Annotated in this window: 1 protein-coding gene; it reads left to right on the forward strand. The window is 61.1% G+C overall.

Annotated features, from left to right (window positions below; genetic code table 11):
• Positions 1–540: 540 nt before the first annotated feature.
• The coding region (locus A6302_RS20640; protein ID WP_210183431.1) for a sulfotransferase at positions 541–720 on the forward strand (180 nt) is incomplete at its 3' end.

Genomic DNA, 720 nt, shown 5'->3' on the forward strand with positions numbered 1-720 from the left:
AAGGCGCGCAAGGCGCAGGGCAAGCTCTACAAGACTGTGCTCAGTGCTATCGCCAGCGGCCGGATCTCCAACGCCAAGCAGGCCGCGACCCTCGCGCTTGCGTCGAAGGGTGGTTCGGACGACGAGTGATCGTCTTCCGTTGAAATTGCGTCGCGCGGAGTGATCCGGCGTGGCTGACAATGTGGGGCATTCGTCGTTGGACGGATGCCCCATTCGATTCTGGCTTCCCTTTCCTGACGTGCCCGTCCGCTGGTCGCGCCGCGCCGGGTGGACCCTGCTCTGGTCCGATGTCCGCAACTGGTCCGCCGATCGGGTGGAGAGACCCCGACTCGCGCGGAGCCGGCTTTTTTTCGCGTCTGCAACAAGTTTCTGATAGTCAACAAGCCTGTTGTCCGGCCATCATGTGACGAACGGGTCCCGAGGTCTGCCGACCGTGTCGGCCGTATACGGCCACCGTGAAGCCGGTTCGTGATTGCGGGGTTTGTCCCGGGCTGCCCTCGGTGTGCGGAATGAGAACTTTTGTAAAACCGGAGTTTCGGAATGCCGTTTCTGACTGACAAGAAGATCTTCTGCATCGGATTTCAGAGGACCGGAACGACATCTCTCGCCGCAGCCTTGACCGGCCTCGGGTATTCGGTCGGATATGCGGGAAAGATCGTCAATCAGGAAGTCGACTGGGGCCGCGCCGATGTCGATGAGCAGGTCTGGCAGAAGACGGTC

This window comes from Methylobrevis pamukkalensis (assembly GCF_001720135.1).
GTDB classification, from domain to species: domain Bacteria; phylum Pseudomonadota; class Alphaproteobacteria; order Rhizobiales; family Pleomorphomonadaceae; genus Methylobrevis; species Methylobrevis pamukkalensis.